The following is a 23694-nucleotide window of genomic DNA, read 5'->3' as shown; positions in this document are numbered from 1 at the left end:
GCATTATGTTACATAAAAATACGCTTCTTTGCGCAGCGTTATCCGCTGCGCTTCTCGGTGGAGCAGCACAAACTGCTAACGCCGCCGTTGTAACGTCATTAAAGCCGCTGGGATTTATCGCGTCAGCAATCGCTGACGGGGTGGCACCGACGGAAGTATTACTGCCGGACGGTGCTTCAGAGCATGATTACTCCCTGCGTCCGTCGGATGTAAAACGCTTACAGAACGCGGACTTAGTATTTTGGGTCGGGCCTGAAATGGAAGCCTTCATGGTGCGTTCCGCCCAGCAAATCCCGGCAAAAAAATTAGTGACGATGGCGGAACTGGATGGTGTGAAAACGCTACTCATGAAAGGGTCGGACGAGGATGAGCACGACCATGATGATGGACATCATCATGACGAAAAAAGTGACGAGCATCACCATCACGGTGAGTACAACATGCATCTGTGGCTCTCCCCAGAGATTGCGCGGCTGTCGGCGGTTGCAATCCACGATAAATTAGTGGAAGTTATGCCGCAAAGTCGAGCCAAGCTGGACGCCAACCTGCAAGCATTTGAGGCATCATTAGCCCAGTCCGATAAGCAGGTCGGTAACGAGCTGGCACCGCTGAAAGGGAAAGGGTATTTCGTTTTTCATGACGCCTACGGCTACTTTGAAAAACACTACGGACTGACTCCGCTGGGTCATTTTACCGTCAACCCCGAAATTCAGCCTGGTGCACAGCGTTTACATGAAATCAGAACACAGTTGGTTGAGCAAAAAGCAACCTGCGTTTTTGCTGAGCCACAGTTCAGGCCAGCGGTCGTAGAAGCTGTTGCCAGAGGGACATCCGTTCGAATGGGAACGTTGGATCCGCTCGGTATCGGCATCAAGTTAGGCAAAGATAGCTACCCGCAGTTCCTTGCCCAACTTTCACATCAGTATGCGAGCTGCCTGAAAGGAGAATAACGAGGAAGTGAATACGTGCAACAGATAGCCCGCTCTGTCGCCCTGGCATTTAATAATCTGCCCCGACCCCACCGCGTTATGCTGGGGTCGCTTACAGTTCTCACTCTCACGGTCGCCGTTTGGCGTCCGTACGTTTACCACCCCGAATCCGTTACACCTATTGTTAAAGCTATCGAGCTGCCGAAGAGCGAAATCCGTTCTTTGCTGCCGGAAGCCAGTGAACCTATCGACCAGACTGCATCGGATGACGATGTTGACGCTATTCCGCAGGATGAACTCGATGAGAAAACCTCCAGTGAAGCCGGCGTACATGAATACGTAGTATCCACGGGCGATACGCTGAGCAGCATTCTTAACCAGTACGGCATTGATATGGGTGATATCAGCCAGCTTGCCGCTGCGGATAAAGAGCTGCGTAACCTGAAAATCGGCCAACAGATCTCCTGGACTCTGACTGAGGATGGCGATTTGCAGCGGTTGACGTGGGAGATGTCCCGCCGCGAGACCCGCACTTATGACCGCGTTGATGGCGGCTTCAAAATGAGTAGCGAAACGCAGCAGGGCGATTGGGTAAACTCGGTGATGAAAGGGACTGTCGGTGGGAGTTTTGTTTCCAGCGCGCGCGACGCCGGGCTAACCAGCGGTGAAGTCAGCGCGGTGATTAAAGCCATGCAGTGGCAGATGGATTTCCGCAAGCTGAAAAAAGGCGATGAATTCTCCGTACTCATGTCCCGCGAAATGCTGGAAGGCAAGCAAGAGCAAAGCCAGTTACTTGGTGTGCGTCTGCGTTCCGACGGCAAAGATTATTATGCAATCCGCGCGGAAGACGGCAAATTTTACGATCGCAACGGTACAGGCCTGGCAAAAGGATTTTTGCGCTTCCCGACATCTAAGCAGTTCCGTGTTTCTTCGAATTTTGACCCCCGTCGTCTGAACCCGGTTACCGGTCGAGTTGCACCGCATAAAGGCGTTGATTTCGCGTTACCACAGGGTACGCCTGTGCTCGCGGTAGGGGATGGGGAAGTCGTCGTGGCGAAACGCAGCGGTGCTGCAGGCAACTATGTCGCTATCCGTCACGGACGCACCTATACCACGCGTTATATGCACCTGCGCAAGCTGTTGGTAAAACCAGGACAGAAAGTGAAACGTGGCGATCGTATTGCGCTCTCCGGGAATACCGGGCGTTCTACCGGTCCGCATTTGCACTATGAAGTATGGATCAACCAGCAAGCGGTTAACCCGTTAACGGCGAAGCTGCCGAGAACCGAAGGCTTAAGCGGGTCGGATCGTAAGGATTATCTCGCACAAGTTAAAGAGATTTTACCTCAGTTAAAAGTCGACTGATTCGTTTAACAAATGTGCGTCCGAAGCCGATGCCTCAACCGCATCGGTTTTTTCTTTTGTGCGATAGATGGCGCCTCGCTACACTATCTCATTATTTTATGTGAACTGATTTCTCGCCTGCGGAAGATGCATGGAAACGAAAAAAAATACCGCTGAATACATTCCCGTGTTTGAAAAAGAATTTCGCTATCCGCGCTACTGGGGTGCGTGGCTGGGAGTGCTGGCTTTTGCGGGCGTAGCGATGATCCCGCCGTCGGTGCGCGACCCTGTACTCGGCAAACTTGGGCGTCTGGCCGGAAAGTTCGGCAAAAGTGCGCGCCGCCGTGCGCAGATCAATCTCTACTACTGCTTCCCTGAAAAAAGCGATGCGGAAAGAGAGGCCATTATTGATGAGATGTTTGCTACTGCGCCACAAGCTATGGTTTTGATGGCGGAACTGGCGCTGCGTGGCCCGGAAAAAGTCATGCCGCGTGTGGAATGGCAGGGGCAGGAAATTATTGATGAAATGCGCCGCAATGAAGAGAAGGTGATTTTCCTTGTTCCGCACGGTTGGGGCATTGATATCCCGGCGATGTTAATGGCATCACAGGGGCGCAACATTGCGGCGATGTTTCATAATCAGGGCAACAAAGTGTTCGATTATGTATGGAATACCGTGCGATGTCGTTTTGGTGGGCGGTTACATGCGCGTAATGACGGCATCAAGCCTTTTATTCAGTCGATACGTCAGGGCTATTGGGGGTACTACCTCCCGGATCAGGATCACGGTGCGGAGCACAGTGAATTTGTTGATTTCTTTGCAACCTATAAAGCGACATTGCCTGCTATTGGCCGTTTGATGAAAGTGTGCCGTGCGCGCGTGGTGCCGCTGTTTCCGGTTTATGATGCCAAAACACACCAGCTGATTATTCAGGTGCGGCCGCCGATGGACGACCTGCTCACCGCCGATGACAACACGATTGCCCGGCGTATGAACGAAGAAGTTGAAAAGTTTGTCGCTCCGCATCCTGAGCAATACACCTGGATCCTCAAATTGCTTAAAACGCGGAAACCGGGTGAGACCGAGCCTTACAGGCGCAAAGATTTATTTGCGAAAAAATAGCCCACAAAAAAGGCCTCTCAATGAGAGGCCTTTTTGCTTTCTATAACCGCTTATTCTACGGTCAGAATTCGCGTGGTGTTCGTGGTGCCGATGGTGCTCATCACATCACCCTGAGTCACGATAACCAGGTCACCGGACAGCAAATAGCCTTTATCGCGCAGCAAGTTTACTGCGTCGTGAGCTGCTGTCACGCCGTCATTGACGCTGTCGAAATAGACCGGGGTGACGCCGCGATACAGGGCTGTCAGGTTGAGGGTACGCTCGTGGCGAGAAAGGGCGAAAATCGGCAAACCTGAACTGATGCGCGAGGTCATCAGCGCGGTGCGCCCCGATTCTGTCATCGAAATGATAGCGGTTACACCTTTCAAGTGGTTTGCCGCATACATGGCCGACATGGCAATCGCTTCTTCCACGTTATCGAATTGAATATCCAGGCGGTGTTTGGAGACGTTGATGCTTGGAATTTTCTCAGCGCCCAGACATACGCGAGCCATTGCAGCTACGGTTTCGGATGGATACTGGCCCGCGGCTGTTTCGGCAGAGAGCATGACCGCATCGGTGCCGTCGAGCACGGCGTTGGCAACGTCCATCACTTCCGCGCGCGTTGGCATCGGGTTGGTGATCATTGATTCCATCATCTGCGTCGCGGTGATCACCGCACGGTTCAGCTGGCGCGCACGGCGGATCAGCGCTTTTTGAATACCGACCAGTTCCGGGTCACCGATTTCAACCCCGAGATCGCCACGTGCGACCATTACCACGTCTGAGGCGAGGATCACATCATCCATCGCATCCTGATTGCAGACCGCTTCTGCACGCTCAACTTTTGCCACGATTTTGGCATCGCAACCGGCATCGCGCGCCAGACGGCGAGCGTAGTTAAGATCTTCGCCACAGCGTGGGAAGGAGACGGCCAGGTAGTCAACACCGATCAATGCAGCCGTCACGATATCCGCTTTGTCTTTTTCAGTCAGTGCTTCAGCAGAGAGGCCGCCGCCGAGCTTGTTGATGCCTTTGTTGTTCGATAGTGGGCCGCCAACGGTCACTTCGGTAAACACTTTCATGCCCTGAACTTCCAGCACTTTCAGCTGTACGCGACCATCGTCCAGCAGCAGGATATCACCCGGCACGACATCAGCAGGCAAACCTTTGTAGTCGATGCCCACTTTTTCTTTGTCGCCTTCACCTTTACCGAGGTTGGCATCGAGCAGGAATTTATCCCCGATGTTCAGGAAAACTTTGCCTTCCTTAAAGGTGGAAACACGAATTTTTGGCCCTTGTAAATCGCCAAGGATAGCAACATGACGTCCCAGTTTTGCCGCAATCTCACGCACTTTATCCGCACGTAATTTATGATCTTCAGGTGTTCCGTGTGAGAAGTTCATACGTACCACGTTAGCGCCTGCAGCGATCACCTTCTCAAGGTTGTTATCGCGGTCAGTAGCCGGGCCTAAGGTGGTTACGATTTTGGTTCTGCGAAGCCTTCTGGACATGTAATACTCCGTTGACTGAAACAACTTGGTGTTGCGTGAACATAAATCCGGTCATTTGGCGCCCTGCTGTGAAGGGCGATGTGTCAGATCGGACAGCGTAAGAGGTTACCGCTTTTATATTTACTATTAGTGGTTATCGCTTTTAATAAGCAGCTCTTTATCAAAGCGCGATTCTTTCAGTGCTTCTTTGACTCGCTTCAAGTTATCCCTGAATTTTGCTCCCCGACGCAATGTGAAGCCTGTTGCCAGCACATCAATCACCGTAAGTTGCGCAAGACGAGAAACCATTGGCATATAAATATCTGTATCTTCCGGAACATCCAGAGTGATAGCAAGCGTTGCCTCACGCGCCAGCGGCGTGCCTGCGGACGTAAGGGCTATCACCATGGCATCGTTTTCACGCGCCAGTTGCGCAAGTTCCACTAAATTCTTGGTTCTTCCGGTATGTGAAATCAACACAACGACGTCATCGTCGCTACAATTCATACAACTCATGCGTTGCAACACAATGTCGTCGGAGTAGACCACCGGCACATTGAAGCGGAAAAATTTGTTCATCGCATCATGCGCAACGGCGGCAGAAGAACCAAGGCCAAAGAAGGCAATTTTTTTCGCCTGTGTCAGTAAATCTACGGCGCGGTTTACCGCCGCCATATCCAGTGACTGGCGCACATGGTCGAGACTGGCCATCGCGGATTCGAAGATTTTGCCGGTATAGGCTTCAACACTGTCATCTTCATCAACATTTCGATTAACATAGGGCGTGCCGTTGGCGAGGCTTTGCGCCAGATGCAGTTTGAAATCGGGGAAGCCCCGGGTATCGAGGCTGCGGCAGAAACGGTTCACTGTTGGTTCGCTAACATCCGCTTCTTGCGCAAGTGCGGCAATGCTTGAATGGATGGCCTGGTCCGGCGCGGCGAGGATCACTTCAGCCACTTTACGCTCGGATTTGCTAAGGTGTTCCAGCCGTGACTGGATTTTTTCCAGCATATTCATGGGTGATAAACGCTCATGGTAAAACGATTACACCAATAGATGGAATCGTGATGCGGTTTAGCTTGATATTACCCCTGTGACGCGCAGAAAGGTAAGTCGTGATGAGAAATGTTGTTGTTTTTTTTCATTACATGATCAGAGTCGGATTTTACCGGCTGTGTATTGGGCAAATATCCCGCTTTATCAGGGCGAAAGAACAGTTTTTTCGTCACAACAATATAACGCACGTCCTGACAAGGCTTAACAGTTTCGGGAATTACGTAAAAGCAGTACAGTGCACTGTAATAAAATTACAACTGAGGCCTGGCTGAAGCTCCAGGATAGCCAACTGAGGAGAAAGACATGGCGGTAATACAAACAGCCCAGGCGTGTGACCTGGTCATTTTCGGCGCCAAGGGCGACCTTGCCCGCCGGAAATTGCTGCCTTCCCTGTACCAACTGGAAAAAGCGGGCCAGATCCACCCGGAGACACGAATTCTGGGCGTGGGTCGCGCTGATTGGGATAAGGAAGCGTATACCAAGGTTGTTCGCGAAGCGCTTGAAACCTTTATGAAGGAGAAGATCGACGAGAGCCTGTGGGACAAGCTGAGTGGTCGTCTGGATTTTTGCAATCTGGACGTCAACGATACGTCTGCATTCAAACGTCTCGGCGAGATGCTGGATCAAAAAAATCGCACCACCATCAACTATTTCGCCATGCCGCCAAGCACCTTTGGTGCAATCTGCAAAGGCCTGGGTGAAGCGAAACTGAACGCCAAACCGGCGCGCGTGGTGATGGAAAAACCGCTGGGCACATCGCTTGCCACATCGCGGGAAATCAATGACCAGGTGGGCGAGTTTTTCGAAGAGTGCCAGGTTTATCGTATCGACCACTATCTCGGTAAAGAGACGGTACTCAACCTGCTGGCGTTGCGTTTTGCTAACTCTCTTTTCGTCAATAACTGGGACAATCGCACCATCGATCACGTTGAAATCACTGTGGCGGAAGAGGTGGGCATTGAAGGGCGCTGGGGTTATTTCGACCAGGCCGGACAAATGCGCGATATGATCCAGAACCACCTGTTGCAAATTCTGTGCATGATTGCCATGTCGCCGCCGTCCGATCTGAGCGCCGACAGCATTCGTGACGAGAAAGTAAAAGTGTTGAAGTCGCTGCGCCGTATTGATCGCACCAATGTGCGTGAAAAAACCGTCCGCGGCCAGTACAGCGCCGGTTTCGCCCAGGGCAAAAAAGTCCCTGGCTATCTGGAAGAAGAGGGCGCGAATAAGACCAGCAACACCGAAACGTTCGTCGCTATCCGGGTCGACATCGATAACTGGCGTTGGGCTGGCGTGCCGTTCTACCTGCGTACCGGCAAGCGTCTGCCGACCAAATGTTCTGAAGTGGTTGTTTACTTTAAAACACCGGAACTGAATCTGTTCAAAGAGTCCTGGCAGGATCTGCCGCAGAACAAGCTGACTATTCGCCTGCAGCCGGACGAAGGGGTGGATATCCAGGTGCTGAACAAAGTGCCGGGGCTCGATCACAAACACAATCTGCAAATCACCAAGCTGGATCTGAGCTACTCCGAAACGTTCAATCAGACGCATCTGGCAGATGCCTATGAGCGTCTGTTGCTGGAAACAATGCGCGGTATTCAGGCGCTGTTTGTGCGCCGTGACGAAGTGGAAGAAGCCTGGAAATGGGTGGATTCCATCACGGAAGCCTGGGCGGCGGATAACGACTCGCCGAAACCTTACCAGGCGGGAACCTGGGGGCCTGTGGCCTCGGTGGCCATGATCACCCGTGACGGCCGTTCCTGGAACGAGTTTGAGTGATGGAGTCGCCGGTGAATGTTGCGCAATTTTACCGGTAACATGATCTAACTCAGCTATCCGAACAATTTTTCATCTTTCAAGCCCCGACTGGATTCACCAGCGGGGCTTTTTTTATTACACTGGCTGAAGCGATTTTGCCTTAGGGGCGTGGCGCTCTGGTGTTTTTAGCTTGTTACGTAAAGCTAATCGCACTGTTAACGCGGCTTCCCCGGACAGATAAATTTCAGGAGCCTCTATGAACTCGACAATGTTACGCGTAACAAATCGCATTATTGAACGTTCGCGCGAAACCCGCTCAGCCTATCTGGCGCGTATTGAACAAGCGAAAAGCGATACCGTACGCCGCTCAACACTCGCTTGCGGTAATCTGGCGCACGGCTTTGCTGCTTGTCAGCCCGATGATAAAGCCTCTCTGAAAAGCATGTTGCGCAACAACATAGCGATCATCACCTCTTATAACGACATGCTCTCTGCGCATCAGCCTTACGAGGTCTATCCGGATATTATCCGTAAAGCACTGCACTCTGTGAATGCAGTCGGGCAGGTGGCGGGTGGTGTTCCGGCCATGTGCGATGGCGTTACGCAAGGCCAGGACGGGATGGAGTTGTCCTTACTGAGCCGCGAAGTGATTGCTATGTCCACTGCGGTCGGCCTGTCACACAACATGTTTGATGGTGCGCTGTATCTGGGCGTGTGCGATAAAATCGTCCCGGGGCTGGCAATGGCAGCATTGTCGTTTGGTCATCTGCCGGCACTTTTTGTGCCATCAGGTCCAATGGCGAGCGGCCTGGCAAACAAAGAAAAAGTGCGTATCCGCCAACTTTATGCTGAGGGCAAAGTCGATCGCATGGCGCTGCTGGAATCAGAAGCCGCGTCCTATCATGCACCAGGCACCTGTACGTTCTATGGTACCGCCAACACCAACCAGATGGTGATTGAGTTTATGGGCATGCAGTTGCCGGGCTCCTCGTTTGTACATCCGGATGCACCGCTGCGCAAAGCGTTGACGGAAGCTGCAGCCCGCCAGGTGACGCGCCTTACCGGCAATGGCAACGAATGGATGCCGCTTGGCAAAATGATTGATGAAAAAGTGGTGGTTAACGGTATCGTTTCGCTGCTGGCGACCGGCGGTTCTACAAACCACACCATGCATCTGGTGGCGATGGCGCGTGCAGCAGGCATCATCATTAACTGGGATGATTTCTCCGATCTCTCTGACGTTGTTCCTTTGCTGGCGCGTCTTTACCCGAACGGTCCGGCGGATATTAACCACTTCCAGGCAGCCGGCGGTGTGCCGGTATTACTGCGCGAACTGCTGAAAGGCGGCTTGCTGCATGAAGATGTTAATACTGTCGCAGGATTTGGTCTGGCACGTTATACCCACGAACCGTGGCTCAATAACGGCGAGCTGGACTGGCGTGATGGCGCAGCCGCGTCGCTGGATGACAACGTGATCGCCAGCATTGATAAACCGTTTTCTAAACATGGCGGCACTAAAGTGCTGAGCGGCAACCTCGGACGTGCGGTAATGAAAACCTCCGCCGTTCCGGTAGAAAACCAGGTCATTGAAGCGCCGGCGGTGATTTTTGAAAGCCAGCATGACGTGCTGCCCGCATTTGAGGCAGGGCTGCTGGATCGCGATTGTGTGGTCGTTGTTCGTCATCAGGGACCAAAAGCGAACGGTATGCCAGAATTACATAAACTCATGCCGCCACTTGGTGTATTATTGGACCGCCGTTTCAAAATTGCATTAGTTACTGATGGACGGCTGTCAGGAGCATCAGGTAAAGTGCCGTCGGCAATTCACGTTACACCAGAAGCATATGATGGTGGGTTGCTGGCAAAAGTGCATGATGGCGACATGATTCGGGTTAACGGGCAGACCGGCGAATTAACGCTGCTGGTTGATGACAACGTACTTGCCGCTCGTCAGCCACATATTCCTGACCTTAGCGCGATGCGCGTGGGCACAGGGCGCGAAATGTTTGGTGCGCTGCGGGAAAAACTTTCCGGCGCGGAACAGGGCGCGACCTGTATCACTTTTTAAGACGACAAGATTTTAGTTCTGGCGAGAGAAAAACACTGATGAAAAACTGGAAAACGAGTGCAGAAGCAATCCTGAAAACGGGTCCGGTAGTGCCGGTAATCGTAGTGAACAAACTGGAGCACGCCGTACCGATGGCGAAAGCGCTGGTTGCAGGTGGTGTTCGCGTTCTGGAAGTGACTCTGCGTACGGCTTGCGCTATGGATGCTATTCGCGCTATCGCGAAGGAAGTGCCGGACGCGATTATCGGTGCTGGTACCGTGCTGAACCCGCAGCAGCTGGCTGAAGTAACCGCAGCTGGCGCTCAGTTCGCCATCAGCCCGGGTCTGACCGAGCCGCTGCTGAAAGCCGCGACCGAAGGCACTATCCCGTTGATCCCGGGTATCAGCACCGTTTCCGAACTGATGCTGGGTATGGACTACGGCCTGAAAGAGTTTAAATTCTTCCCGGCGGAAGCCAATGGCGGCACCAAAGCGCTGCAGGCGATCGCGGGTCCGTTCTCGCAGGTTCGTTTCTGCCCGACTGGCGGTATTTCTCCGGCTAACTATCGTGATTACCTGGCGCTGAAAAGCGTGCTGTGTATCGGTGGTTCCTGGCTGGTGCCGGCCGATGCGCTGGAAGCAGGCGACTACGATCGCATCACTAAACTGGCTCGCGAAGCAGTAGAAGGCGCGAAACAGTAATTTTCAGCGGGTCTGAAGTCCGCCTGATAAAAAGCCCGGTCAGCTAACGCCGACCGGGCTTTTTTATGGTTTTGGTTCGTCCAGGGCTACGGACATCAAAAGATGCGACTCCGTTTATTGCCCCAGGATTTAGTTCTCAAGGGGCTGGCAGGTGCTTCTGTGAGATCTGTGTACGCCTTCAGGCAGCAATCAATGCCGCCTGCTGGGAGAGGCAGATTACCCGTTGACTGTCACCGCCGCCGCCGCCGCAACCGCGTATTCCACCGCTTTTTCAACGTTATCTGCCACGGCCAGCGCGACGCCCATACGGCGGGACCCAGCAATTTCCGGCTTACCAAACAGACGCAACTGCACGCCAGCACCCACGGCGTTGTTTACGTTATCAAAGGTGACATTCTGGCTGGTCAGGCGCGGCAGGATCACGGCCGAAGCAGATGGACCATACTGGCGAATCGCACCAATGGGCATGCCGAGAAATGCGCGGACATGCAGGGCAAACTCGGAAAGATCCTGTGAAATCAAGGTCACCATGCCGGTATCGTGCGGGCGCGGAGAAACTTCGCTGAAGATAACGTCATCCCCGCACACAAAAAGCTCAACGCCAAACAGACCATACCCGCCAAGTGCCAGCACCACTTTGCTGGCGATCGCTTGTGCGCGCTCCAGCGCCAGAGGCGACATCTGCTGCGGTTGCCAGGATTCGCGGTAGTCGCCATCTTCCTGGCGATGACCGACCGGTGCGCAGAAATGTACGCCGTCGACCGCGCTGATGGTCAGCAGCGTGATTTCAAAATCAAAGTTGACCACGCCTTCAACAATCACCCGACCGGCGCCTGCACGGCCGCCTTGTTGGGCATATTCCCAGGCGTCCGCTAATTGATCGGCGCTTTTAATAAAGCTCTGGCCTTTCCCAGAGGAGCTCATCACCGGTTTTACAATACAGGGCAAACCTATTTCCGCGACGGCTTGCTGAAATGCCGCTTCACTGTCGGCAAAGCGGTAGCTGGAGGTGGGTAGCTGTAACTCTTCCGCCGCCAGGCGGCGGATACCTTCACGATTCATCGTCAGCTTAGTGGCGCGTGCGCAGGGGACGACATGCTGACCCTGCGCCTCCAGCTCTATCAGCATATCGGTGGCGATAGCTTCGATTTCCGGCACGATAAAATGGGGTTTTTCCTGTTCAACCAGCGCTTTCAACGCAGCGCCATCAAGCATATTGATAACATGCGAACGATGCGCAACATGCATTGCAGGTGCATCGGGATAGCGATCCACGGCGATCACTTCAATCCCCAGACGCTGACATTCGATGGCAACTTCCTTGCCCAGTTCGCCAGAGCCTAATAACATCACGCGTGTTGCTGCAGGGCGCAGCGCAGTTCCTAAAAGAGTCATAGCATCGTACCGTTAGAAAAAATTTGCGCGCAGTATAAACGAAAACGTTTGCGTCTGTCTTTTATCACTTGCGGTGGTTTTTTCATCGCGCTACTATACTGTATAAATACACAGTTAAATGAGGCTGCATCATGGCGGTAGAAGTTAAATACGTAGTCATTCGTGAAGGTGAGGAAAAAATGTCTTTTGCCAGTAAAAAGGAAGCCGATGCTTACGATAAGATGCTCGATTTGGCCGAAGTGCTCGGTGACTGGCTTGCAACCGGGCCGGTAAATCTGGATGACAACGCGCGCGATCAGATGGCGTTGTGGCTTGCCGAGCAAAAAGAGGCGCTTAACAGCATCCTGAAATCAGGCAAATTACCAGGCACTGAAGCTGAAGACGCGGCTGCACCGGTTGACTCTTCTGATTCAGAAACGGCAGACACTGTGGATATCAAAACTGCAGCGAAGCGCGTGAAAGTCGCCTGATCTTGCACTGCCAGCAATTTGTACCATGCTTTGAAGGGGTAAAAAACCAGGAGAAAAGCATGAAAATAGCAGGAGTTTTCATCGGTCTGCTTTTGCTGGCAGGCAGCATCGCGGCTCATGCCGCTACGGATAAATCGGTGAAATTTCCCTCGTGCGAGGGACTCAAGGCCGACGGCATCGCTGCCAGTGTTAAGCGGGATTATCTGCAGAATCGCATTGTCCGTTGGGCTGACGATCAAAAGAAACTGGGTCAGGCTGACCCGGTCGCCTGGGTCAATCCGAAAGAGATTACTGGCAAGGATAATAAATGGATAGTGCCGTTAACCGTACGTGGGAAAAGCACGGACATTCACTATCGAGTGACTATCAATTGTAAAGGCGGAACCGCGGAGTATCAGCCGCAACCGTAACACCGCATTTTCCCATTCTTTTCAGATATAGACACTTCCTGACATCCCCCTCGCTTACTCTGTGCGCACAACTGTCATGGTAAGCGAGGGTTCTATGAGCTGGTTAAATCAACTGCAGTCGTTACTTGGTCAAAAAAGTGATACTCAGACGCCGTCATCAGGTGGGCAGGGGCTCAACAATTTGTTGGTTCCGGGTGCATTAGGTGGCCTGGCGGGTCTGCTGGTCGCCAGTAAATCATCGCGTAAGCTGCTCGCGAAATATGGCACTGGCGCTTTGCTGGTGGGCGGTGGTGCCGTTGCGGGCAGCGTATTGTGGAATAAGTATAAGGATCGCATCCGGGATGCGCATCAAGGCGAGCCGCAATTTGGTCAGCAAAATACGCCTCTGGATATACGCACTGAGCGGCTGATCCTGGCGCTGGTCTTCGCCGCCAAAAGCGACGGACACATTGATGATAAAGAACGCGCGGCGATAGAACAGCAATTGCGTGAAGCGGGTGTGAAAGCGCAAGGGCAGCAACTGGTAGCTAATGCCATAGACCAGCCGCTTGACCCCGCGCGTCTGGCGCAGGGAGTGCAAAACGAAGAAGAAGCGCTGGAAGTTTACTTCCTCAGTTGCGCTGTTATCGATATCGATCATTTTATGGAGCGTAGTTATTTGAACGCGCTGGGCGACGCGTTAAAAATTCCGCAAGACGTGCGTGAAGATATCGAGGCGGATCTCAAAAAGCAGAAATTAGCGCTTAGCTCATGATCTAAATTACGTTTCGCTTGCATCGCGCGTGGGTTTTGCCACCCTTATAGGTATGTAAAACCAAATAAGAATTGTGCTATGTCGCCGAAAGCAAAAAAAATCCCGCACGCCATGACCATGCATGGTGATACGCGAATCGACAACTATTACTGGCTGCGGGACGATACGCGCTCGCAGTCAGATGTTCTGGATTATCTCCATCAGGAAAATGATTACGGGCGCGAAGTGATGGCCTCCCAGCAGGCGTTACAGGACGACGTGCTGGCAGAAATTATCTCGCGAATACCGCAGCGCGAAGTCTCCGCACCTTATATCAAAAATGGCTACCGTTACCGGCATATCTACGAGCCGGGAAGCGAGTATGCGATTTATCAACGTCAGTCGGTTCTCAGTTCCGAGTGGGATGAGTGGTCGGTCTTACTGGATGCCAACCAGCGTGCGTCACACAGTGAGTTCTACACCCTTGGCGGTATGGAAGTCTCGCCCGACAACACCATTATGGCGATTGCCGAAGATTATCTTTCCCGCAGACAATATGGTCTGCGTTTTCGCAATCTTGAGACGGGCAACTGGTATCCGGAAATGCTGGATAATGTCTCGCCGGAATTTGTCTGGGTTAACGATTCTGAAACGCTCTATTATGTGCGAAAACACGCCACTACATTACTGCCGTACCAGGTCTGGCGACACACTGTTGGCACGCCTTCGCAACAGGATGAACTGGTGTATGAAGAGCAGGACGAGACCTTTTATGTTGGCCTGAGTAAAACCACTTCCCAGCACTACATTACTATTCACCTCGCCAGCGCGACCACCAGTGAAGTGCTCCTCCTTGATGCCGAACTGCCGGATGCGCAACCGCTGCGTTTTCTGCCAAGGCGCAAAGATCACGAATATAGCCTCGATCACTACCAGCACACTTTTTACCTGCGATCCAATCGGGATGGTAAAAACTTTGGCCTGTATCGCACCAAAGTGCGCGATGAATGGCGCTGGGAAGTACTGATCCCGGCGCGCGAGCAGGTGATGCTTGAAGGGTTTACGCTGTTTACTGATTGGCTGGTTGTGGAAGAACGCCAGCGCGGCCTAACCAGTTTGCGCCAGATTAACCGCAAAACCCGGGAAGTTATCGGCATCGCGTTTGATGATCCCGCCTATGTCACCTGGCTTGCTTACAACCCGGAACCGGAAACATCACGCCTGCGTTATGGCTACTCATCCATGACCATGCCAGATACGTTGTTTGAACTGGATATGGACACCGGAGAACGTCGTGTTCTGAAACAAATGGAAGTGGCGGGATTTGATTCCAGCGATTATCGCAGCGAGCATCTGTGGATCCACGCCAGAGATGGTGTCGAAGTGCCGGTGTCGCTGGTTTATAACCATAAACATTTCCGCAAAGGAGAGAATCCGCTACTGGTTTATGGTTATGGTTCTTACGGCGCCAGTATGGATGCTGATTTTAGCAGTAGCAGGCTCAGCTTGCTGGATCGAGGGTTTGTCTGCGTTATCGCGCATATTCGCGGCGGCGGCGAATTGGGCCATTCATGGTATGAGGACGGGAAGTTCCTCAACAAAAAAAACAGCTTTAACGATTTTATTGACGTCACCGACAGCTTGCTAGCGCAGGGCTACGGCTCGCCATTGTTCTGTTACGGTATGGGGGGGAGCGCGGGTGGATTACTGATGGGCGCAGTAATCAACCAGCGTCCATCGCTATTCCACGGCGTCATTGCCCAGGTGCCATTTGTCGATGCCCTGACCACGATGCTTGATGAGTCAATCCCGTTGACCACCGGGGAGTTTGAAGAATGGGGCAATCCGCAAGACGAAACCTATTATCACTACATTAAAAGCTATAGCCCGTATGACAACATTGCGGCGCACGCCTACCCGCATATGCTGGTAACGACCGGTCTTCACGATTCGCAGGTGCAATACTGGGAACCTGCAAAATGGGTCGCGAAATTGCGTGAATATAAAACCGATGATAATTTGCTGTTGCTGTGCACGGACATGGATTCCGGGCACGGTGGGAAATCCGGCCGGTTTAAATCTTACGAAGGCGTTGCGCTGGAATATGCATTTTTAATTGCCCTCGCGCAGGGAACATTGCCCGGAAAGGGGAACAATCACTCCTCGCCGAGGTAGTGTTTTAATGTTAATCGTAGCTCCGGGCTCATGCGCTCCAGGTTGTTAAACAGCCAGCGCAGGTATCCCGGATCGCGATCGGCGATTTCAGAGACGGCTTTCCCCCGGTATTTACCAAACGTAAATGTCGTCAGCAACGCGGGGCGTCCGGTTACCGTGGCCATCTGATCGGGTGTCCAGCCGGACACCTGCATAATATCTATCAGCAGCGCAGCGGTGATGTAGCAATCATATAACGCGCGGTGGTGATGCAACCCCGCAGGGGTCTGAACACTGAGCTTGCGGGATTTATACAGCGCCATATTACTGTATTTGATACCGGGCCACAGGCGGCGCGCCAGTTTCATGGTACAAATCCACTCCCCAGGCATTTCAGGCAGCACCCGACGGTCAAAACTGGCGTTGTGCGCCACATACCAGTTGCTCCCGTAATAGTGCGGTACGATCTCCTCAATCCACGGCTGATGAGCGACCATCGCTTCGGTGATGTGGTGTATCGCCATGGCCTGCGGACTAATTGGTCTGTCCGGACGCACCAGATGGCTCATGGGATTGACGATCTGCCCGTCGACGACATCAACGGAGGCAATTTCAACAATGCCTCCTTGCAAATCGCAGGTTTCGGTATCGATAACGCGTAACATGCCTTGCTCCATTATTTCACTTTGGGCTCGTAAGGCAGACGGGAGAGCGATACGGAGGCCAGACGGTGGGCTATCAACCGCTCTCTAAACCAGTTCCGCAGATGTTCCGGCTGCTCGCGTTCAACGGCTTCGGCAATCACTGGCATGTTGTAACGCTCTTTAAACGCGACACCCGCCGCAGCAAGGTCAACGTTGACCTTGTCCATCTCTTGTTGTTCGAGCTGCGCAAGATTGGTAATCATGATGTTCTCCTGGATTCACGCGGCAAAAGTTACTAAGCCTGTCGCAGAAAGACAAGCGCGCCGCCGATGATACTCGACGCGATTATTGTACAGCGTTATTCTTTGTGCCATATGCATAACTAAAAGGAATGAACAATATGCCTGCTGTAATCTCTCGCCACTGGCGAGCCATCGCATTGATTGTGAGCCTGTTTTTTGCTACGCCTGCTGTCCTGGCGCATGCCCATCTTAAAGGGCAGTACCCGGCCGCAGATGCCGCCGTCACCGCCGCGCCACAAGCGTTAACGCTGAATTTTTCTGAAGGCATTGAGCCTAAATTTAGCGGCATCGTGGTGACCAACGCACAGCAGCAAATTATCAAGACTGGCGTGGTAAAGCGCAATGAGAATGACAAAACGCAGATGATTGTTCCGCTGGAAGAGCCGCTTTCGCCGGGCAACTATACCGTTAACTGGCATGTCGTTTCAGTTGACGGGCACAAAACCCGTGGTCAGTACGCATTTTCTGTGAAGTGACTGATGTTAGCTGCAGTGTTGGTTGGATTGCGTTTTGTGCATTTTGCAACCCTGATGCTGGTTTTAGGCTGCACGTTATTTAGCGTGTGGTTTGCGCCGGCCAGTCTGCAACGCCTTCTCGCGCAACGTTTTCTCTTTTGGCAACGAGGCTGTTTGTGGCTTGCCGCAGTCAGCGCAGCAGCAATGTTCGCCGTGCAGGGCGGGATAATGGGCGATGGCTGGCAGGATGTGGTGCGTCCGGAAATCTGGCTGGCAGTCGCTGGCACGCAAACCGGAGCCGTGCTGGCATGGCAAGTTATTGTTGCGTGTCTGGCGCTTGTTGTCGTGCTTATGCAACCGTTACAGCAACGTAAAATACTGCTACTGGCGATCCTGCAATTTGTCCTGGCCGCCGGAATAGGGCATGCCGCGATGCGGGAAGGCGCGTTGGGCGTCGCGCAGCGGGGCAATCATGCATTGCATTTATTATGTGCCGCGATGTGGCTGGGCGGGTTGTTGCCACTATTATTCTGCATGAAACTGGCTCGCGGCCCCTGGCGTGCAGCGGCAATTGCCGCCATGATGCGCTTTTCCTGGTATGGGCATTTCGCTGTCGCGGGCGTGATCCTCACTGGCGTTATCAATACACTCTTAATCCAGGGTTGGGTCTGGCCATGGCAGAGCCACTGGGGGCAGGGATTATTGTTGAAATGTGCGCTTGTGGCGCTGATGGTAGTAATTGCTGTGATGAATCGGTATGTTCTGGTGCCGCGGCTGAATCTGCAAAGCGACACCGCGCGGCAACGCTTTATCGCGTTGACCTGGGCCGAAGTAGGGCTGGGCGCACTGGTGCTGGCAGCGGTGAGTTTGTTTGCAACATGGGAACCTTTTTGAATGAACCTGGCGGGAAAAATGAAGAAGAGTTTATTAGTTCTGGTAATGCTGGCATGTTCAGGTACGGCATTGGCTTCGCCGCAGGTCATTACGGTAAGCCGCTTTGAGATTGGCAAAGACAAATGGGCATTTAACCGTGAGGAAGTCATGTTGACGTGCCGCCCAGGTCATGCATTGTATGCCATCAACCCCAGCACGCTGGTGCAATACCCATTGAATGACATTGCTGAAAAAGAAGTTGCCAGCGGTAAGACCATTGCTCAGCCGATTAGCATCATCCAGATCGATAATCCTGCCAATCCTGGCGAAAAGATGAGCCTTGCGCCTTTTATTACGCGAGCTGAGACGCTTTGTTAAAATCCAGCGTTAATTCGCTGATCCACAATAAAAAACCGCAAGCCTGCATAAACAAGCCTTGCGGTTTTCGCATTTCATAAGCGTGACGGTAACCCAATTTTTCTGACCACTTTTGTCGCGGACTGGAAAACCTGACGCCGTCATCTATTCTTAAAGGGCAAGGCGACTTAGCCTGCATTAATGCCAACTTTTAGCGCACGGCTCTCTCCCAAGAGCCATTTCCCTGGACCGAATACAGGAATCGTGTTCGGTCTTTTTTTATCTCTACGTTATGCAGGTTTCTTTATCTCGTCCTGAAAATTCCCAAAACCATACATCGCCACAAACCATAACATACTCTGCACCGCGTGCGTCCAGGTATTTTTTAGTCATTGCGATGTTTTTATGACCAGAACAGTGAGTCCTCCATGTGCTGCATCAGATAGCCTGCCAGCAAGCCAGGGTAAACCGTCAGGTGCCCCGGACTTACGGTTTCCCGAGGCACAGAGGAAAAAGTACCTACGCTGAAGCGGTTCTGACCGGGGTTCTGTTGATAGTTTCGCTTGATGTACTTTAGTTTTAACGAAAGTTTTTGACCAGCTCGCTCTGGTTCGGGAATCAGCTACACATCCCTGACATCATCACATCACTGATGTACTGGCAGTCCGCGTAAGTCAAAGTGAATTCTGCTCGCAGAACTCATCGCATGAGGCTGCAGCGTGCAGAGCAAAGCTATAAAAAAATCTAAATATCACGACGATATAACCGATAAGATGATCCGGCTTTTCAAGGGAATGCACATATGATGAAAATAAAGATGTTATTTGTAATGTTATTCGCTTCCGCGGTGCAGATGGCTCATGGTCAGAGCGATATACAGCGCAATGAGCTGGAGCAGGCTGTCATCGATTTTTTTAAGAAAAGTGAACTGGTTCCGGGAGGGTGCCAGTCCGTAAAGGAAATTTTGGCAAAAGATCCAAATAATCAACAGTCAAAGGAAATGTTGATTGCGACTTGTGATAGCAATATTGCTTTTACAAAGCCGGTATCTTTCTCTGAAATTTCACAACATGAATATGCGGGAGATGCATATATCTGCGGTGTCATCTCAGGAGAGACTGAACTTGGCCATAGAATGGGTATCCGATTTATTTCCGCAGAACCCAATCATTTCGTTATTGGTTTCAAATTCTCGCGGCGACCGATTGTCTATATTGCTAAAAACCCGTTTACGATTGGAGAATACCGTCGGGAGATTGATTCATTTAATAAACTCAATAGCGAGATTTGCCTTTAGGCCTGCGGGTATTGAAGCTCGATAATCATCAGATATTCCGCGCGTATCTTGTATCCTGCACGGCGATTTGTCGCGGCTCAGGAATACTCCACGGTGCTTCGGGCAATGCTATATAACGTACAGTTGGGCTGACGGCGAAAAGCATCAGGAAAGTGCTTCCTGCACTCAGAGGATTTGATTTAGAAAAACGCCAGAATTAGCACTAACAAATATAAACCTTCCAGCAAACAAGGTTAGCTGGACGGTTTACAGATTAACGCTGTTATGCTGAAAATAAGTTGTTAATTTTTACAATCACATCGTCCAGTAATTCGAAACGGCGGCGGTATTCTGCTCGTTTTTTACTGGCGATCGCTTCCAGCGGTTTACGCGCGAATTGCACCGGCAAACGCCAGCGCCATGCACTCTCTTTTTCGCCTTCAATTGAAGCCCAAAATTCATCATAGCTGGCGTGGAAATGGCGGCCTTTGCTCAGGCGATAACGTAACGCACGGAAGACGTGCCCGTTATCACTGACGCCATACATTGCCGAAACGCCCGAAAGCAGAGAAATATGACTTAAGACTTCAAGCAACATCTTTTTCGGGAAGATGCCGTGGCAGGCGCGGGTGGCAACTTTAATCACTTCATGGTTAACGCTTCGGCGTGGGCCTTGCAAACCACCAATCACCAGCGCGCGATGGCCTTCTTTGCCAACCACACTAAAGGTCACGCTTGCCAGCAAGGTCTGCTCGCCATCATACATCCACAGGGTGGTTTCTCCCTCACGCTCAGCTTTGCTGGCGCAAGAGGCATAGACGCTAAAACGCGCATCATCTTTGCCAGTAAATTCAATTATCTGCACCGGTACGGGTGAACTCAGCGCTTCAGCCAGTTTCGGTGAGACTTTTCCATCAAGCCAGGCGTAATGGCTGATGATGGCATCCGCACGTTGCGAAGCATTTAACCCGAGCGTTAAATATTGGCGATGTGATTTGCTCGGCAATGTTATTTGCGCGTCAAGTAAGCGGCTAAAATCCGGGCGCTGAGAAAGTGCGGTAAGCATCCGGTTTGTAGAGGACCAGAACAGCAGCGAACGTAACAAAAACTTTATGCGGTAATTACGTTTTTTCCAAATGGGGCCGGGCACAAGACGTCCGCTTACCAGGTCGGAAATAATATGCGCATTATGATTTGAGTTAAGTTCTGTTTGCAGGCTGGGATTTGACACGGAGAAAGACCTCTAAAAGTTCAGCGCTTAGTTTAGAGGCCAGGGAAATACAAATTAACCTTGCTGCCAGCTTTATTTCCGTTCTGTTTAAGTTCTATTTAGAAATAGAGGCAAAACCGATTATCTTCGCTTCGTGCAGGATTTTCCTATACTGGTGTAACAGGGGGATTGAATATGTATCAGCGTATTGACGGCATTCACTGGCGGCATATTTGGATTGTTGGCGATCTTCACGGCTGCCACCAGCGCTTAATGCAAGCCTTACGGGAACGTCAATTTGACCCTTATCAGGATTTACTCATCTGCGTCGGGGATTTAATCGATCGCGGCCCGCAGAGTCTGCAATGTCTTGAATTACTTAAGAAACCCTGGTTTCGAACCGTGCGTGGTAATCATGAGCAGATGGCTATCGACGCGCTGCGTTACGGTGAGATGGCAATGTGGCAACTTAATGGCGGCAGCTGGTTTAGCGCACTTGACGAAGCACAGCAGCAACAGGCGCTCGAAGCACTGCGAACTTGCGCTGAATTACCATACATTTTGGAATTGCGCTGCAAGGGAGAGGTGAATGTGATTGCCCATGCAGACTACCCGGCACAGGAGTATCTGTGGGAGCAGGAGGTGGATAGCGAATCCGTGCTCTGGCGTCGCGACAGGCTTAACCAGCTGCTGGCAGGTAAAGGAAATCGCATCGCGGGTGCCGATCATTTCTGGTTCGGCCATACCCCGCTTAAGCAGCGTTTTGATGGGCACAACCAGCACTATATCGATACCGGTGCCGTTTTTGGCGGCGAACTGACGCTGGTACAGGTTCAGTGATCAGAAATCGCTGAACTCGTTAGCAGGGTGCCAGAAACCATCGATAAACTCTTCTACAGGAAAACAGCCGCCGTGGCGCATTCGCTGATCGTTCATTGCGATGAGGCACTGCTGTTCCGTGTTATAGACATCAACTACGATGTCATCGCATCCACCGTCCAGGTAGCAAACAAATAAAACCAGAGCGAACATTCCATCCTCGGCGCTGTACAACGTAACGATAAGTGTAGGGGATGAATGAGGGCAGGGGAAATCAGGCAGGTAAATAACCCGTCTTGTGGACGGGTTCCCTTTGGGTCAGGCAAGACGCATAACCCAGGTATCAGATTTCTGATCGTAATGTTCGCGATAAAGCACCGAGTGTTCGCCATTCAGGATCGCGGGAATGCTGGTGTCCGCGTCCCAGGCATCAAGCTGCATACATAAATCCGGGTCAGAACTGCAGGGAATGCGTAACGTTCGCTCGCCCTGATTATCACCCTGCAACTCGGCATCATCGATTTCAAATGCGCCAATACGCACGCTGGTTTTCGTCATAATGCTCTCCGTTGATCGTCAAAAAATGTGGTATGACCAGTAAGATCACCCACATTTCAGCCTGGTACAACACCGAGCAAGTCGCCAGTCAAAAAATGCGTTTTTTTAGCGCACTGTCACGCATTACCGGCGAATAAACGCCCATCACGTACCAGTTCACGGGGATAACTGTTTTTCAGACGCGAACCAATTTTTTTGGCAAGCCCCAGCGGCTGGCCCTGGAAGGTGACAATCACTTCATCACGAGTGGGGGGATTTTGCGGGTAAATATCGCGCCCGCGATACCACTCTTCCGCCTCGGCGAGCGTCAGCGCAAACGCCAGCGGATTATTAAGACCGGCGAGAGCAATAACGGCTTCATGTTGCCAGCGATACCCTTTGTTATACGTCTCAGCAAGACGAATACCGATACGCGAAAAACGGACTTTACCGATCAATGGCTCGATCTGTGCCGGGAACAGCCAAATCTCTTTATCTCGCTGCCATAAATGCAGCTCGTCGCTCCAGTGAAGGCCAACTTGTGCAGCAGCTGTTACTACCTGGGCTGCGTCTTTGGGTTTGAGCGGGGTAAAAGGGAAGTTACCAACTTTGTAAGTCGGCGCGGGCATCGGCGCTATCGCGGTGGTTTTACGCAGGCGGGCAACAAAAAAACCTTCACAGTCGTAAATCTGTGGGAACACATGCAGAAAACCTTCTGCGGTCAGCGCCTGGCTTGCCTGCGGGAACAGTTCACCAAGTGGCAGAAATTCCACGGCATCCGGGTATTGCCCCTGTAGCCAGTGGCAAATCGCTTCGTTTTCTTCACGATTAAGCGTGCAGGTTGAATAGACCAGGGTTCCACCGGGTTTTAAGGCGTGGAATGCACTGTCGATCAGTTCGCGCTGGGTAGCAGCAATCTCAAGGTTACTGGCGACAGACCAGTTTTTTAATGCGTCAGCGTCTTTACGCACCACGCCTTCGCCCGAGCAGGGCGCATCAAGCAAAATAGCGTCGAACATTTCTGGCAATGCCGGGCCGAATACGCGCCCGTCAAAATGGGTTAGCGCCACGTTGCTGATGCCGTTGCGGCTGATGTTGGCATGCAATACCTTTACGCGGCTGGCGGAAAACTCGTTCGCGAGGATCGCGCCAATGTTGCCCATCCGTGCTGCAATCTGCGTGGTTTTAGAACCGGGCGCTGCAGCGACATCCATCACCCGCTGCGGCATTTCCCCGTCGGCAAACAGCGCCGCGACGGGCAACATGGAACTGGCTTCCTGAATATAAAACAGGCCGCTCAGGTGCTCTGCGGTGCTGCCCAGTGGCAATGCGTCTTCATCATCGCGCTCGATCCAGAAACCTTCCGCACACCATGGTACTGGCGTTAATTGCCAGCCATAAGGCGCGACCAGTTGCAGAAAGTCGGCAACGGAAATTTTCAGCGTATTGACGCGAATACTGCGCCGCAGCGGGCGTTGACAGGCAGCGATAAACTCATCGAATGATAGATGTTCCGGCATGGCCTGGCGCATTTGCGCCAGAAATTCATCCGGAAGATAGACAGCGTTTTGAGCCACGGGGCGTACCACAGGAGTAAAAACAGGCGCGCAGTGTAACATAAAGGCTCCG

At 52.1% G+C, this 23694-nt stretch carries 24 protein-coding genes; 15 read left to right on the top strand and 9 right to left on the bottom strand.

The annotated features are described in order from the left end of the window. Positions 1–5 precede the first annotated feature (5 nt). The 3 genes from znuA to lpxM all read left to right on the top strand — a co-directional run bounded on the left by znuA (position 6) and on the right by lpxM (position 3396). Complete coding sequence (znuA, locus tag ACFX4U_RS05150; RefSeq protein WP_305737580.1) at positions 6–950, top strand: zinc ABC transporter substrate-binding protein ZnuA; 945 nt, start codon at positions 6–8, stop codon at positions 948–950. 15 nt (positions 951–965) lie between these two features. Beyond that, positions 966–2294, top strand: coding sequence for a murein DD-endopeptidase MepM (gene mepM, locus ACFX4U_RS05145; RefSeq protein WP_017456937.1), 1329 nt, complete (start codon positions 966–968; stop codon positions 2292–2294). A gap of 130 nt (positions 2295–2424) precedes the next feature. Then, entirely contained in the window at positions 2425–3396 is a 972-nt protein-coding gene (lpxM, locus tag ACFX4U_RS05140) for a lauroyl-Kdo(2)-lipid IV(A) myristoyltransferase (RefSeq protein ID WP_313507686.1), read from the top strand. 50 nt (positions 3397–3446) lie between these two features. Here the strand turns inward: lpxM and pyk are convergent, their stop codons facing one another. Both pyk and ACFX4U_RS05130 read right to left on the bottom strand, forming a co-directional pair. Beyond that, positions 3447–4889 (bottom strand): pyruvate kinase, encoded by a 1443-nt coding sequence (gene pyk / locus ACFX4U_RS05135; RefSeq protein ID WP_017456939.1) that lies wholly within the window; start codon positions 4887–4889, stop codon positions 3447–3449. A gap of 126 nt (positions 4890–5015) precedes the next feature. Continuing rightward, the gene (locus ACFX4U_RS05130) at positions 5016–5885 is read right to left on the bottom strand and encodes a MurR/RpiR family transcriptional regulator (RefSeq protein ID WP_017456940.1); all 870 of its coding nucleotides are present in this window, start codon (positions 5883–5885) and stop codon (positions 5016–5018) included. Between the two features lie 342 nt (positions 5886–6227). Between ACFX4U_RS05130 and zwf the strand changes: the two genes are divergently transcribed. From zwf to kdgA, 3 genes are all read left to right on the top strand, one after another. Continuing rightward, entirely contained in the window at positions 6228–7703 is a 1476-nt protein-coding gene (gene zwf, locus ACFX4U_RS05125; RefSeq protein ID WP_020454115.1) for a glucose-6-phosphate dehydrogenase, read from the top strand. 235 nt (positions 7704–7938) lie between these two features. Continuing rightward, positions 7939–9750, top strand: coding sequence for a phosphogluconate dehydratase (edd, locus tag ACFX4U_RS05120; protein ID WP_313507685.1), 1812 nt, complete (start codon positions 7939–7941; stop codon positions 9748–9750). 38 nt (positions 9751–9788) lie between these two features. After that, positions 9789–10430 carry a bifunctional 4-hydroxy-2-oxoglutarate aldolase/2-dehydro-3-deoxy-phosphogluconate aldolase gene (gene kdgA / locus ACFX4U_RS05115; protein WP_064565642.1) on the top strand — a complete coding sequence of 214 codons (642 nt, stop codon included), beginning with the start codon at positions 9789–9791 and terminating at the stop codon, positions 10428–10430. Positions 10431–10646: 216 nt separating this feature from the next. Here the strand turns inward: kdgA and purT are convergent, their stop codons facing one another. Further along, positions 10647–11825 (bottom strand): formate-dependent phosphoribosylglycinamide formyltransferase, encoded by a 1179-nt coding sequence (gene purT, locus ACFX4U_RS05110; RefSeq protein ID WP_305735729.1) that lies wholly within the window; start codon positions 11823–11825, stop codon positions 10647–10649. 131 nt (positions 11826–11956) lie between these two features. On the opposite strand from purT, the gene ACFX4U_RS05105 reads away from it, so the two are divergent. The 4 genes from ACFX4U_RS05105 to ptrB all read left to right on the top strand — a co-directional run bounded on the left by ACFX4U_RS05105 (position 11957) and on the right by ptrB (position 15613). Further along, the gene (locus tag ACFX4U_RS05105; RefSeq protein WP_313507684.1) at positions 11957–12295 is read left to right on the top strand and encodes a YebG family protein; all 339 of its coding nucleotides are present in this window, start codon (positions 11957–11959) and stop codon (positions 12293–12295) included. A gap of 59 nt (positions 12296–12354) precedes the next feature. Continuing rightward, entirely contained in the window at positions 12355–12705 is a 351-nt protein-coding gene (yebF, locus tag ACFX4U_RS05100) for a protein YebF (protein ID WP_349350553.1), read from the top strand. A 94-nt stretch (positions 12706–12799) separates the two neighbouring features. Further along, positions 12800–13459 (top strand): tellurite resistance TerB family protein, encoded by a 660-nt coding sequence (locus ACFX4U_RS05095; RefSeq protein WP_313507683.1) that lies wholly within the window; start codon positions 12800–12802, stop codon positions 13457–13459. A 78-nt stretch (positions 13460–13537) separates the two neighbouring features. After that, a complete protein-coding gene (gene ptrB, locus ACFX4U_RS05090; RefSeq protein WP_313507682.1) occupies positions 13538–15613 on the top strand; it encodes an oligopeptidase B in 2076 nt (691 codons plus the stop codon). Here ptrB and exoX read toward each other — a convergent pair. Together exoX and ACFX4U_RS05080 are read right to left on the bottom strand one after the other, a co-directional pair. Further along, positions 15595–16257 (bottom strand): exodeoxyribonuclease X, encoded by a 663-nt coding sequence (exoX, locus tag ACFX4U_RS05085; protein WP_305735734.1) that lies wholly within the window; start codon positions 16255–16257, stop codon positions 15595–15597. The genes ptrB and exoX overlap by 19 nt on opposite strands. Before the next feature lie 11 nt (positions 16258–16268). Then, complete coding sequence (locus ACFX4U_RS05080) at positions 16269–16499, bottom strand: DNA polymerase III subunit theta (RefSeq protein WP_017456949.1); 231 nt, start codon at positions 16497–16499, stop codon at positions 16269–16271. Positions 16500–16636: 137 nt separating this feature from the next. Between ACFX4U_RS05080 and yobA the strand changes: the two genes are divergently transcribed. The 4 genes from yobA to ACFX4U_RS05060 all read left to right on the top strand — a co-directional run bounded on the left by yobA (position 16637) and on the right by ACFX4U_RS05060 (position 19520). Beyond that, positions 16637–17014 (top strand): CopC domain-containing protein YobA, encoded by a 378-nt coding sequence (yobA, locus tag ACFX4U_RS05075; protein ID WP_313507681.1) that lies wholly within the window; start codon positions 16637–16639, stop codon positions 17012–17014. Between the two features lie 3 nt (positions 17015–17017). Further along, on the top strand, positions 17018–17887 hold the full coding sequence (copD, locus tag ACFX4U_RS05070) for a copper homeostasis membrane protein CopD (RefSeq protein ID WP_313507680.1): 870 nt from the start codon (positions 17018–17020) through the stop codon (positions 17885–17887). A gap of 18 nt (positions 17888–17905) precedes the next feature. Continuing rightward, positions 17906–18244 (top strand): YebY family protein, encoded by a 339-nt coding sequence (locus ACFX4U_RS05065; protein ID WP_175274182.1) that lies wholly within the window; start codon positions 17906–17908, stop codon positions 18242–18244. Between the two features lie 781 nt (positions 18245–19025). Next, positions 19026–19520 (top strand): hypothetical protein, encoded by a 495-nt coding sequence (locus ACFX4U_RS05060; protein WP_313507679.1) that lies wholly within the window; start codon positions 19026–19028, stop codon positions 19518–19520. Positions 19521–19782: 262 nt separating this feature from the next. On the opposite strand, the gene ACFX4U_RS05055 is transcribed toward ACFX4U_RS05060, so the two are convergent. Further along, complete coding sequence (locus tag ACFX4U_RS05055) at positions 19783–20730, bottom strand: VirK/YbjX family protein (RefSeq protein WP_313507678.1); 948 nt, start codon at positions 20728–20730, stop codon at positions 19783–19785. Between the two features lie 174 nt (positions 20731–20904). Here ACFX4U_RS05055 and pphA point away from each other — a divergent pair, with 174 nt between their 5' ends. Further along, positions 20905–21549 (top strand): protein-serine/threonine phosphatase, encoded by a 645-nt coding sequence (gene pphA, locus ACFX4U_RS05050; protein WP_313507677.1) that lies wholly within the window; start codon positions 20905–20907, stop codon positions 21547–21549. Here pphA and ACFX4U_RS05045 read toward each other — a convergent pair whose 3' ends face one another. From ACFX4U_RS05045 to rsmF, 3 genes are all read right to left on the bottom strand, one after another. Further along, on the bottom strand, positions 21550–21741 hold the full coding sequence (locus tag ACFX4U_RS05045) for a YebW family protein (protein ID WP_017456957.1): 192 nt from the start codon (positions 21739–21741) through the stop codon (positions 21550–21552). It abuts the gene before it with no gap. 105 nt (positions 21742–21846) lie between these two features. Next, a complete protein-coding gene (locus tag ACFX4U_RS05040; RefSeq protein ID WP_017456958.1) occupies positions 21847–22086 on the bottom strand; it encodes a YebV family protein in 240 nt (79 codons plus the stop codon). Between the two features lie 116 nt (positions 22087–22202). Continuing rightward, on the bottom strand, positions 22203–23642 hold the full coding sequence (rsmF, locus tag ACFX4U_RS05035; RefSeq protein ID WP_313507676.1) for a 16S rRNA (cytosine(1407)-C(5))-methyltransferase RsmF: 1440 nt from the start codon (positions 23640–23642) through the stop codon (positions 22203–22205). Between the last annotated feature and the right edge of the window lie 52 nt (positions 23643–23694).

Origin of the sequence: Kosakonia sp. YIM B13588 (genome assembly GCF_042788165.1) — a bacterium.
GTDB classification, from domain to species: domain Bacteria; phylum Pseudomonadota; class Gammaproteobacteria; order Enterobacterales; family Enterobacteriaceae; genus Kosakonia; species Kosakonia sacchari.
Note: the sequence above shows the minus strand (reverse complement) of the source record. Positions and strands in the feature narration are given on the sequence as shown.

Excerpts from the sequence above, each read along its gene's own strand:
- pphA (WP_313507677.1), top strand. The coding sequence starts at position 20,905 with ATGTATCAGCGTATTGACGGCATTCACTGGCGGCATATTTGGATTGTT.
- edd (WP_313507685.1), top strand. The coding sequence starts at position 7,939 with ATGAACTCGACAATGTTACGCGTAACAAATCGCATTATTGAACGTTCG.
- exoX (WP_305735734.1), bottom strand. The coding sequence starts at position 16,257 with ATGTTACGCGTTATCGATACCGAAACCTGCGATTTGCAAGGAGGCATT.
- ACFX4U_RS05080 (WP_017456949.1), bottom strand. The coding sequence starts at position 16,499 with ATGATTACCAATCTTGCGCAGCTCGAACAACAAGAGATGGACAAGGTC.
- copD (WP_313507680.1), top strand. The coding sequence starts at position 17,018 with ATGTTAGCTGCAGTGTTGGTTGGATTGCGTTTTGTGCATTTTGCAACC.
- yebF (WP_349350553.1), top strand. The coding sequence starts at position 12,355 with ATGAAAATAGCAGGAGTTTTCATCGGTCTGCTTTTGCTGGCAGGCAGC.
- ACFX4U_RS05130 (WP_017456940.1), bottom strand. The coding sequence starts at position 5,885 with ATGAATATGCTGGAAAAAATCCAGTCACGGCTGGAACACCTTAGCAAA.
- ACFX4U_RS05105 (WP_313507684.1), top strand. The coding sequence starts at position 11,957 with ATGGCGGTAGAAGTTAAATACGTAGTCATTCGTGAAGGTGAGGAAAAA.
- lpxM (WP_313507686.1), top strand. The coding sequence starts at position 2,425 with ATGGAAACGAAAAAAAATACCGCTGAATACATTCCCGTGTTTGAAAAA.
- zwf (WP_020454115.1), top strand. The coding sequence starts at position 6,228 with ATGGCGGTAATACAAACAGCCCAGGCGTGTGACCTGGTCATTTTCGGC.
- purT (WP_305735729.1), bottom strand. The coding sequence starts at position 11,825 with ATGACTCTTTTAGGAACTGCGCTGCGCCCTGCAGCAACACGCGTGATG.
- ACFX4U_RS05095 (WP_313507683.1), top strand. The coding sequence starts at position 12,800 with ATGAGCTGGTTAAATCAACTGCAGTCGTTACTTGGTCAAAAAAGTGAT.
- pyk (WP_017456939.1), bottom strand. The coding sequence starts at position 4,889 with ATGTCCAGAAGGCTTCGCAGAACCAAAATCGTAACCACCTTAGGCCCG.
- ACFX4U_RS05040 (WP_017456958.1), bottom strand. The coding sequence starts at position 22,086 with ATGACGAAAACCAGCGTGCGTATTGGCGCATTTGAAATCGATGATGCC.
- ACFX4U_RS05065 (WP_175274182.1), top strand. The coding sequence starts at position 17,906 with ATGAAGAAGAGTTTATTAGTTCTGGTAATGCTGGCATGTTCAGGTACG.
- kdgA (WP_064565642.1), top strand. The coding sequence starts at position 9,789 with ATGAAAAACTGGAAAACGAGTGCAGAAGCAATCCTGAAAACGGGTCCG.
- yobA (WP_313507681.1), top strand. The coding sequence starts at position 16,637 with ATGCCTGCTGTAATCTCTCGCCACTGGCGAGCCATCGCATTGATTGTG.
- ptrB (WP_313507682.1), top strand. The coding sequence starts at position 13,538 with ATGTCGCCGAAAGCAAAAAAAATCCCGCACGCCATGACCATGCATGGT.
- ACFX4U_RS05045 (WP_017456957.1), bottom strand. The coding sequence starts at position 21,741 with ATGTTCGCTCTGGTTTTATTTGTTTGCTACCTGGACGGTGGATGCGAT.
- znuA (WP_305737580.1), top strand. The coding sequence starts at position 6 with ATGTTACATAAAAATACGCTTCTTTGCGCAGCGTTATCCGCTGCGCTT.
- ACFX4U_RS05060 (WP_313507679.1), top strand. The coding sequence starts at position 19,026 with ATGATGAAAATAAAGATGTTATTTGTAATGTTATTCGCTTCCGCGGTG.